Below are 10,461 nucleotides of genomic sequence, written 5' to 3' on the forward strand. Positions count from 1 at the left end.
CCTGCTCGACCACCGATAGCTTAAAAGCCAGGCTGTAGTCCCGCTGCGTCCGCTTGATCTCTTGCTCCACTTGGCACCTCTTCGTTTCAGCGAAAAAGTGTCAACCTATTTCAGGACGGGTCAGCGCCATGAAAAAAGGCACCGCCGAAGCGGTGCCTTTGCTCACATGCAGCCGAAAGCGCTGGCGGCCCGCTTAGTGCGCGGGCGCAGCCATCCCGTTGTGGCGCAGCAGCGCATCGATCTGCGGCTCGCGGCCGCGGAACGCCTTGAACGAATCCATCGCCGGGCGGCTGCCGCCGACCTCGAGGATTTCGCGGCGATAGCGCGTGCCGGTCGCCGCATCGAGCACGCTGCCGCTCGTGGCCGCCGCTTCCTCGAACGCCGCGTACGCATCGGCCGACAGCACCTCGGCCCACTTGTAGCTGTAGTAGCCGGCCGCGTAGCCGCCCGCGAAGATGTGGCTGAACGTGTTGGGCCAGCGCGAGAACGCGGCTTGCGGGATCACGTGATAGCGCTCGTTGATCTCGCGCGCGAATGCGGTCACGCCGGTGGCGCCCGCCGGGTCGAAGTCGACGTGCAGCAGCATGTCGAACATCGAGAACACGATCTGGCGCAGCGTGCCGAGCCCGCTCTGGAAGTTCTTCGCCGCGATCATCTTGTCGAACAGCTCGCGCGGCAGCGCGGCGCCCGTGTCGACGTGCGACGACATCGACGACAGCACGTCCCATTCCCAGCAGAAGTTTTCCATGAACTGCGACGGCAGCTCGACGGCATCCCATTCGACGCCGTTGATGCCCGACACGCCGAGTTCGTCGACGCGCGTGAGCATGTGGTGCAGCCCGTGGCCGAATTCATGGAACAGCGTGATGACTTCGTCGTGCGTGAAGCAGGCGGGCTTGCCGCCGACCGGCGCCGAGAAGTTGCAGGTGAGATAGGCGACCGGCGTCTGCACGCTGCTGCCGCGCTTCGCGCGCGAACGCGCGTCGTCCATCCATGCGCCGCCGCGCTTGCCTTCGCGCGCGTACAGGTCGAGATAGAACTGCGCGACGAGCGAGCCGTCGCGATTCTCGACGCGGAAGAAACGCACGTCCTTGTGCCACACCGGCGCGTCGTCCGGCTTGATCTGCACGCCGAACAGCGTCTCGGTGACGGTGAACAGGCCCTTGAGCGCGGCCGGCTCCGGGAAGTACTGCTTGACCTCGTTTTCCGAGAACGCATAGCGCTGCTGGCGCAGCTTTTCGGCCGCGAATGCGACGTCCCACGGCGCGAGTTCGGCGAGGCCGAGTTCCTTCGCGGCGAACGTGCGCAGCTCGTCCCAGTCCTTGTCGGCGTGCGGGCGGGCGCGTGTGGCGAGATCCTCGAGGAACGCGATCACCTGCTGCGGCGATTCGGCCATCTTCGGCGCGAGCGACACTTCGGCGAAGTTGCGGAAGCCGAGCATCAGCGCCTCTTCGCGGCGCAGCTTCAGCGCATCGGCGACGATCGCCGTGTTGTCCCATTCGGCCTTGCCGTCACCGTACTGCGGCCCGAGTTCCGACGCGCGCGTCGCATAGGCGCGGTAGAGCGTCTCGCGCAGTGCGCGGTTGTCCGCGTATTGCAGCACCGGGAAGTACGACGGGAAGTGCAGCGTGAATTTCCAGCCTTCCTTGGCATCCTTTTGCGCGGCTTCGCGGGCGGCCTCGATCGCGTCGCCGGGCAGGCCGGCCAGGTCGGCCTCGTCCTGCACGAAATACGCGTACGCGTTGGTCGCGTCGAGCACGTGATCGGAGAAGGCCTTCGACAGCGCGGCCTGCTGTTCCTGCAGTTCGGCGAAGCGCGGCTTCTGGTTCTCGGGCAGCTCGGCGCCCGACAGGCGGAAATCGCGCAGCGCGTTGTCGAGGATCTTCTTGCGTTCGGTGGACAGCGTCGCGTATTCGGCGCTTGCGGCGATCGCCTTGTACTTCTCGTACAGCGCGAGGTTCTGGCCGACGCTCGACCAGAATTCGGTCACGCGCGGCAGGTTCTCGCCATAGGCGGCCCGCAGTTCGGGCGTATCGGCAACCGCGTTCAGGTGGCCGACGATGCCCCACGCGCGACCGAGCGGCTCCGTCGCTTGCTCGACCGTCTCGACGACGGCTGCCCAGGTTGCCGGCGTCGCGGCCGCGCTTGCCGTCTCGACCGCGCGGTTGGCGTCATCGAGCAGCGTGTCGAGCGCGGGCGTCACGTGTTCCGGGCGGATCTCGCCGAAGCGGGGCAGGCCCGAGAAATCGAGCAGCGGGTTGGTGTTGGCGCTGGCGGACATAAGACTCCCTGTCTGTGGCCGGATGAACCGGAGTGAAAAGGGTAAGGCGCGCAAGGCAACGCGGCGCCCGATATCGACATTATTGGGGCGCATCGCGCGCTTTCCAATCGTTAGTTTCTAACGACGCGATTGACGCGGGGTCGGATGCGGGGTGGAGGCGTCGGGTGGCGCGGCCGACAGAATGCGGCCGGCAAGGCGCCGGCGTGCGGAACCGCACGCCGGCTGAACGGGGCAAGCGCTCAGGCTGCCGCGTCGGCGGCGCGCTCGGCGGCTTCGATCGTGTTGATCAGCAGCATCGTGATGGTCATCGGGCCGACACCGCCCGGCACCGGCGTGATGTGGCCGGCCACTTCCTTCACGCCAGCGAAGTCGACGTCGCCGCACAGCTTGCCCGCGTCGTCGCGGTTCATGCCGACGTCGATCACCGTCGCGCCGGGCTTCACCATGTCGGCGGTCAGGATGTTGCGCTTGCCGACCGCGGCGACCACGATGTCTGCCTGCCGCGTGTGCGCGGCGAGGTCGCGCGTCTTGCTGTGGCAGATCGTCACGGTCGCGCCGGCGTCGAGCAGCATCATCGCCATCGGCTTGCCGACGATGTTCGAGCGGCCGATCACGACGGCGTTCGCGCCCTGCAGCGGGATGTCGTGCGCCTCGAACATCTTCATCACGCCGTACGGCGTGCACGGGCGGAACAGCGGCTTGCCGGTCATCAGCGCGCCGGCGTTCGCGACGTGGAAGCCGTCGACGTCCTTTTCCGGTGCGATCGCCTCGATCACCTTGTGGCTGTCGATGTGCTTGGGCAGCGGCAGCTGGACGAGGATGCCATGGATCTTCGGATCGCGGTTCAGCGCGTCGATGTGCGCGAGCAGGTCGGCTTCCGACAGCGTGTCCGGGTACGCGTCCTTCAGCGAGAAGAAACCGTTGTCCTCGCACGCCTTGATCTTGTTGCGCACGTAGACTTCGCTTGCCGGGTTGGCGCCGACGAGGATCACCGCGAGACCGGGCTGGTGGCCGCGTGCGGTCAGGGCGGCGGCGCGTTCGGCGGCCTGGGCGCGCAGGGTCTTCGAAAGGGCGTTGCCGTCGATGAGGAGGGCTGTCATGGTGGTGGTCCTGCCGGGAAGTTGGAATGCGGTCGTGCGGCGCCCGAAGCGTCGCAGCAAAGCACGCGATTATACCGTTCGCCTGCCGCCGTCCGACAGCGAATAAGCAGGAAGCGTCATGGCCGCGGCGCTCGCGCGCCGGGAGAAAGGCCGCCGCCGCGCGAGTGGGCCGCATCGCGCGGGGCGGCCAGGGCTGGCTGCGGGCCGGGCGGGCAGTGCCGCCGCGGCCGGCGCTCGCTCAGGCCTGCTTCTTCGACAGCGCGAGGCGCAGCAGGTCGGCCACCGTGTTGACGTTGAGCTTTTCCATGATGTTCGCGCGGTGCGCTTCGACCGTCTTGATGCTGATGCCGAGATCGTCGGCGATCTGCTTGTTCAGGCGGCCCGCGATGATCCGTTCGAGCACCTGCTGCTCGCGCGCGGTCAGCTTCGACAGGCGTTCGCTCGCGGCGCGCTGTTCCTGAACGCTCTTGCTTTCGCTTCGGGCCTTGTCGAGCATCCGCTCGACGAGCTTGCGCAGCTCGGCTTCGTCGAACGGTTTCTCGATAAAGTCCATCGCACCCTTTTTCATCGTCGAGACGGCCATCGGCACGTCGCCGTGACCCGTGACGAAGATGATCGGCAGCGCGGCATTGTCGGCAATCAGGCGCTCCTGCAGTTCGAGGCCGCTCATGCCCGACATCCGGACGTCGAGGATCAGGCACGCGATCTGGCCGGCCTGCTGGGCAGGCTGGTAGGCATCGAGGAACTGCTCGGCGCTCGAGAAGCATTGCACGCGATAGCCGTTCGCCTCCAGCAGCCAGCGCAGCGAGTCCCGTACGGCCTCGTCGTCGTCAACGACAAAGACGGTTTCCTGAGTGGTGGTGACAGGGCTATTCATAGTTCTCCCGTAACGGTATGTGATGCCGATGCCTCGCGCCCCCCTTGGCCGAGATCAGCGGGTTCCCCAATGGGCAGGCTGCAGTGGAACGTTGCGCCGGATATGCGGCCATCCGGCTCGACGTTGTTGACCACCCACAGACGCCCCCGATGCGATTCGATGATCGAACGGCAGATGTTCAGCCCCATGCCCATGCCATCGGACTTGGTGCTGTAAAACGGTTCAAACAGGCGCTCGGCGGTCGCTTCGTCGACGCCCGGGCCCTGGTCGATCACGCGGATGTCGACGAAGCCCGCCTCGATGTCGGCGACGACGCGGATCACGCCGTCCACCGACGCCGGCTTCACGTCGGCCATCGCTTCGGCCGCGTTCTTCATCAGGTTCACGAGCACCTGCTCGATCAGCACGGGGTCGACATAAATAATAGGCATTCTTGCGAGGATTTCCGTGACGATCCGGATCCTGCGCTTCCTGGCCTCGATTTCGGCGAGCCCGACCGCGTCGGCGACGATGTCCGCGACCCGCGCCGGCTGGCGCTTCGGCTCGCTGCGCTTCACGAATTCGCGGATCCGCTTGACGATCATCCCCGCGCGCAGCGCCTGCTGCGCGGTCTTTTCCAGCGCGGGCTGCAGCGTCTCCGGCGTGCCGCGGCCGCTCTTCACGAGCGCGAGCGTGCCCGAGCAGTAGTTGTTGATCGCGGCGAGCGGCTGGTTCAGTTCGTGAGCAATCGACGACGCCATTTCACCCATCGTCATCAATCGGCTCGTGAACTGCAGCTTCTCTTCCTGCTGGTGCGCGAGTTCCTGTGCCTTCTTGCGGGTCGTGATGTCGGTCGCGATCTGCATCTGCGCGAGGTGGCCGTCCACCCACTGGATGTACTGGCGCCGCACCTCGAACCACTTCTGGATGCTCTCGACGTACACCTCCTGCGCGTCCGCCGTGCTGCTCGTCAGCGCGGCGGCCGGCAGGCCCGCGAACGCGTCGACCATGTCGATCGAGTCGGATGAGGCCTGCGCGCGGTCGAAGCCGCCGCCCGACAGCTCGAGATGGCCGTCCGGACGAATGCCGAACAGGTGGCGGTAGTAGCGGTTCGCGAACAGCAGCTCGGCTTCGTCGGCGGCCAGCACCGACACCGCGGCGTCGAGGCTTTCGAGCACCGTCGTGAAGCGCTCGTGCGCGGCCGCGAGTTCCTCGCGCGCGCGCTTCGGCTCGGTGATGTCGGTCATCGACGACATCCAGCCGGTCTGGCGGCCCGAGCTGTCGATCAGCGGCGACACGTACAGGCGCGCATGGAACAGCGTGCCGTTCTTGCGCCGCACGCGCAGCTCGAAGCCCGAGCTCGGCGCCTTGCCGCGCAGCGTCATGTCGAGCTGGCGCTGCATTTCCGGGTACGCGTCGCGCGGCCAGTACGGGAACGGCGCGACCTTGCCGACGAGGTCGGTTTCGTCCCAGCCGGTCATCCGGCAGAACGCGGGGTTCACGTGCGTGATGCGGCCGTGCATGTCGAGCACGCGCATGCCGATCAGCACCGAGTTTTCCATCGCGCGGCGGAAGAACGCTTCCGCGTACAGCGCCTGCTGCGCCTCGAAGCGCTGGCGCGTGTGCTTCCACAGGCTCCAGAGGCTCCACAGCACGAAGCACGACAGGCCCGCGACGAGCCATACGAGCGTATTGTTGGTCAGGTTCGTGAGCTGCGGGAATGCGTACACGCGCACGGTCAGCCCCTGGCCGGGCGGATCGAGCGGCAGGTCGTAGTGCGAGTCGCGCGGCAGGCGCGGGCGCGTCGACGTGGACGACAGCTCGCGGTTGTTCGCGTCGGTGATCGAGATCTTGTACTTCGACGACAACTCCTGCGGGATGTCGTGCTTCAGGATGCCTTCGACCGAGAACACCGCGGCGATCGAGCCGAGGTACTCGCGGTCGCCGCGCATCACCGGTGTCTGCAGCGTGATGAAGCCGTTGCCGAAGTCGTCGTAGATCAGCGGTGAATAGGCCTGACGGCGCGTGCTGCGCGCCTCGTCGTACGCGCCGCGCACGGCGTCCTGCATCTGCGCTTCGCCGGGCTTCGCGAGCCGCTGGCCGAGCAGCGGCGGATGCACGGTCGGCCAGCGCTGCACGCCGGGCGACGTGTACCAGTTCAGGTAGAGGATTTCCGGATGCGTTTGCATCACGTCCGCGACCGCCATCTGGAACGCGTTCTGGTCGAGGCGGCCGGAAGCGAGGTCGCGCGACAGCGCCTGGAGCTGTTCCTGCGCGCCCGTCATCGACAGGCGGATCTGCTGCTGCGCCCATGCGACGTTACGGAAGAGGGTGTCTTCCTGCTGCTGCTGTTCGCGGCGATTGAGGCTCCACAGGATGAGGCTCATCACCACCAGGAACACCAGGATCGACAGCAGGGGCGTCAGCAAATAGGAATTGGACCACCACGGTCCGTGGTGCCAACGGGACGGCTGCGACTCCGCCGGCGGGCCCGACGGTCGCGCCGAGCGTGCGAAAAGCCGATCGGTCAACATGGCAGGATTGTAGCGCAGCGCAATACATGGAAAACCTATACCGGATATGTTGAACGGAAACGGATTTGTTCAGCCGCGACGCGCCGGAGAGCCTCGAAATATGGGTGCAGCGCAGCAATATTCCGCATTGCGAGAAAAGATCTCACAATTCGAAAATTTTGTTGCGCATGCCCGCGCACGCTCATTACAATCCGTCGGAGCTTGCCCGCAGCCGGTCGCGTCGCGTCGTCTGCACGAGAGCGATCCTCACATTCCAGGACCCAGGAGACGAGAATGTCCGCTGTACCGAACGAAGTGATGAAATATGTCGCCGCCGAACATGACGACGACCCGCAGGAAACCGTCGAATGGCTCGAGTCGCTCGACGGCGTAATCTCCTCCGTGGGCACTGGCCGCGCGCACTACCTGATCGAAAAGCAGATCGAATTCGCCCGCATGCACGGCGAACACCTGCCGTTTTCCGCGAATACCCCGTACATCAACACGATCCCGGTCGCCGCGCAGGCGAAGATCCCGGGTGACCAGGACATCGAGCACCGCATCCGTTCGTACACGCGCTGGAACGCGCTGGCGATGGTGCTGCGCGCGGGCAAGGACACAAACGTCGGCGGCCACATCGCATCGTTCGCATCGGCCGCGACGCTCTATGACGTCGGCTACAACCACTTCTGGCACGCAGCGTCCGAGCAGCACGGCGGCGATCTCGTGTTCGTGCAGGGCCACTCGTCGCCGGGCGTCTACTCTCGCGCGTTCCTGCTCGGCCGCCTGAAGGAAGAGCAGCTCGACAACTTCCGCCAGGAAGTCGACGGCAACGGCATTTCGTCGTACCCGCACCCGTGGCTGATGCCGGACTTCTGGCAGTTCCCGACCGTGTCGATGGGCCTCGGCCCGATCATGGCGATCTACCAGGCCCGCTTCATGAAGTACCTGGAAGCGCGCGGCATCACGAAGACGGAAGGCCGCAAGGTGTGGGCATTCCTCGGCGACGGCGAGACGGACGAACCGGAATCGCTCGGCGCGATCGGGATGGCGAGCCGCGAGAAGCTCGACAACCTCGTGTTCGTGATCAACTGCAACCTGCAGCGTCTCGACGGCCCGGTGCGCGGCAACGGCAAGATCATCCAGGAGCTGGAATCGGAGTTCCGCGGTGCCGGCTGGAACGTGATCAAGGTCATCTGGGGCAGCCGCTGGGACGCGCTGTTCGCACGCGACAAGTCGGGCGCGCTGATGCGCCGCATGATGGAAGTCGTCGACGGCGAGTACCAGACGTACAAGTCGGAATCCGGTGCGTTCGTGCGCGAGCACTTCTTCAACACGCCTGAACTGAAGGCGCTCGTCGCCGACTGGTCGGATGACGACATCTGGGCGCTGAACCGCGGCGGCCACGATCCGCACAAGATCTACGCGGCTTTCCACGAAGCCACGAACACGAAGGGCGCGCCGACCGTCATCCTCGCGAAGACCATCAAGGGCTACGGGATGGGCGAGTCGGGCCAGGCGATGAACATCACGCACCAGCAGAAGAAGCTGCCGGTCGAGCAACTGAAGAAGTTCCGTGACCAGTTCCGCCTGCCGATCACCGACGAGCAGATCGCCGACGTGCCGTACCTGAAGTTCGAGGAAGGCTCGAAGGAACTCGAATACATGCGCAAGCAGCGCATGGACCTCGGCGGCTACCTGCCGCACCGCCGCGAGAAGGCGACGTCGCTGCCGGTGCCGGCGCTCGACGCGTTCGAGCCGCTGCTGAAGGGCACGGGCGAAGGCCGCGAGATCTCGACGACGATGGCGTTCGTGCGGATCCTGAACATCCTGCTGAAGGACAAGGCGCTCGGCAAGCGCGTCGTGCCGATCGTCCCGGACGAATCGCGTACGTTCGGCATGGAAGGCCTGTTCCGCCAGATCGGCATCTGGAACCAGCAGGGCCAGAAGTACGTGCCGGAAGATTCCGACCAGCTGATGTTCTACAAGGAATCGGAAACCGGCCAGATCCTGCAGGAAGGCATCAACGAAGCGGGCGGCATGTGCGACTGGATCGCGGCGGCGACGTCGTACTCGACGCACGGCGAGATCATGGTGCCGTTCTACATCTTCTACTCGATGTTCGGCTTCCAGCGGATCGGCGACCTGGCATGGGCCGCGGGCGACATGCGTTCGCGCGGCTTCCTGCTCGGCGGTACCGCGGGCCGCACGACGCTGAACGGCGAAGGCCTGCAGCACGAAGACGGCCACTCGCTCCTGTGGGCGGCATCGGTGCCGAACTGCGTGAGCTACGACCCGACCTTCGGCTACGAGCTCGCGGTGATCGTCCAGGACGGCCTGCGCCGCATGGTGGCGGACCAGGAAGACGTGTACTACTACATCACGGTGATGAACGAGAACTACGAGCACCCGGCGATTCCGCAGGGCGAGCACGTGGCGGCCGACATCATCAAGGGCATGTACGCGTTCAAGAAGGCCGACGCCGACAAGAAGGCGCCGCGCGTCCAGCTGCTCGGCGCGGGCACGATCTTCAACGAAGTGATCGCTGCCGCCGACCTGCTGAAGAACGACTGGGGCGTCGCCGCCGACCTGTGGAGCGTGCCGAGCTTCACCGAGCTCGCGCGTGAAGGCCACCAGGTCGAACGCTGGAACCTGCTCCATCCGACCGAAGAGCGTCGTCTGTCGCACGTGCAGAAGTGCCTGAAGGACACGCAGGGCCCGGTCATCGCATCGACCGACTACGTCCGTGCGCTGGTCGACCAGATCCGCGGCCAGATCGATCGCCGCTTCGTCGTGCTGGGCACGGACGGCTTCGGCCGCTCGGATACCCGCGAGAAGCTGCGTCACTTCTTCGAAGTCGACCGTCACTGGGTCACCGTCGCCGCGCTCAACGCGCTGGCCGACGAGGGCACGATCGAGCGCAAGGTGGTCGCTGACGCGATCGCCAAGTACAACCTCGATCCGTCGAAGCCCAACCCGATGACCGTTTAACGCACACGCCGTGTGATGCCGCGCGCCGCTCCCGCGAGGGGCGCGCGCGGCCATGGAGACAGAAACAGATGAGTCAAGCGATCGAAGTGAAGGTGCCGGATATCGGCGATTACAAGGACGTGCCGGTGATCGAGATCGGCGTGAAGGTCGGCGATACCGTCGAACCGGAGCAGTCGCTCGTCACGCTCGAGTCGGACAAGGCGACGATGGACGTGCCGAGCCCGGTCGGCGGCGTCGTGAAGGAAATCAAGGTGAAGGTGGGCGATTCCGTGTCGGAAGGCTCGCTGATCATCCTGCTCGAAGGCGGCGCCGCGGCGCAGGCGAACGGCGCGTCCGCGCCCGCAGCTGCTCCGGCTCCGGCTGCAGCACCGGCACCGGCTGCTGCAGCACCGGCGGCCGCACCGGCAGCAGCCGGCGGCACGCTCGAAGTGAAGGTCCCCGACATCGGCGACTACAAGGATGTGCCGGTGATCGAGATCGGCGTGAAGGTCGGCGACACGGTCGAGAAGGAGCAGTCGCTCGTCACGCTCGAGTCGGACAAGGCGACGATGGACGTGCCGAGCCCGGCCGCAGGCGTCGTGAAGGACATCAAGGTGAAGGTGGGCGATTCGGTGTCGGAAGGCACGCTGATCGTGCTGCTCGAAGCCGCAGGCGCAGCGGCTGCCGCACCGCAGGCGAGCGCACCGGCTCCGGCCGCTGCCGCTGCCGCGCCGGCACCTG

At 66.0% G+C, this 10,461-nt stretch carries 6 protein-coding genes; 2 read left to right on the plus strand and 4 right to left on the minus strand.

Annotated elements, in window-relative coordinates; genetic code table 11:
• Nucleotides 1-193: 193 nt before the first annotated feature.
• From G3N98_RS35600 to fixL, 4 genes are all read right to left on the minus strand, one after another.
• Nucleotides 194-2,281: a M3 family metallopeptidase gene (locus G3N98_RS35600; protein ID WP_206150750.1), complete on the minus strand. Its 2,088-nt coding sequence runs from the start codon at nucleotides 2,279-2,281 to the stop codon at nucleotides 194-196.
• A 239-nt stretch (nucleotides 2,282-2,520) separates the two neighbouring features.
• Complete coding sequence (gene folD, locus G3N98_RS35605; protein ID WP_089425766.1) at nucleotides 2,521-3,381, minus strand: bifunctional methylenetetrahydrofolate dehydrogenase/methenyltetrahydrofolate cyclohydrolase FolD; 861 nt, start codon at nucleotides 3,379-3,381, stop codon at nucleotides 2,521-2,523.
• A gap of 238 nt (nucleotides 3,382-3,619) precedes the next feature.
• Nucleotides 3,620-4,258 (minus strand): oxygen response regulator transcription factor FixJ, encoded by a 639-nt coding sequence (gene fixJ, locus G3N98_RS35610; protein WP_006493245.1) that lies wholly within the window; start codon nucleotides 4,256-4,258, stop codon nucleotides 3,620-3,622.
• Complete coding sequence (gene fixL / locus G3N98_RS35615; RefSeq protein WP_011352574.1) at nucleotides 4,255-6,771, minus strand: oxygen sensor histidine kinase FixL; 2,517 nt, start codon at nucleotides 6,769-6,771, stop codon at nucleotides 4,255-4,257. Before fixL ends, fixJ begins: the two co-directional genes overlap by 4 nt.
• 273 nt (nucleotides 6,772-7,044) lie before the next feature.
• Here fixL and aceE point away from each other — a divergent pair, with 273 nt between their 5' ends.
• Both aceE and G3N98_RS35625 read left to right on the plus strand, forming a co-directional pair.
• Nucleotides 7,045-9,741 (plus strand): pyruvate dehydrogenase (acetyl-transferring), homodimeric type, encoded by a 2,697-nt coding sequence (gene aceE / locus G3N98_RS35620; protein WP_089425765.1) that lies wholly within the window; start codon nucleotides 7,045-7,047, stop codon nucleotides 9,739-9,741.
• Between the two features lie 68 nt (nucleotides 9,742-9,809).
• Nucleotides 9,810-10,461, plus strand: a 652-nt coding sequence (locus G3N98_RS35625) for a biotin/lipoyl-containing protein (RefSeq protein ID WP_346779124.1), incomplete at its 3' end; no start/stop codon positions are given.

The organism is Burkholderia sp. Tr-20390 (assembly GCF_017104595.1).
Taxonomy (GTDB): domain Bacteria; phylum Pseudomonadota; class Gammaproteobacteria; order Burkholderiales; family Burkholderiaceae; genus Burkholderia.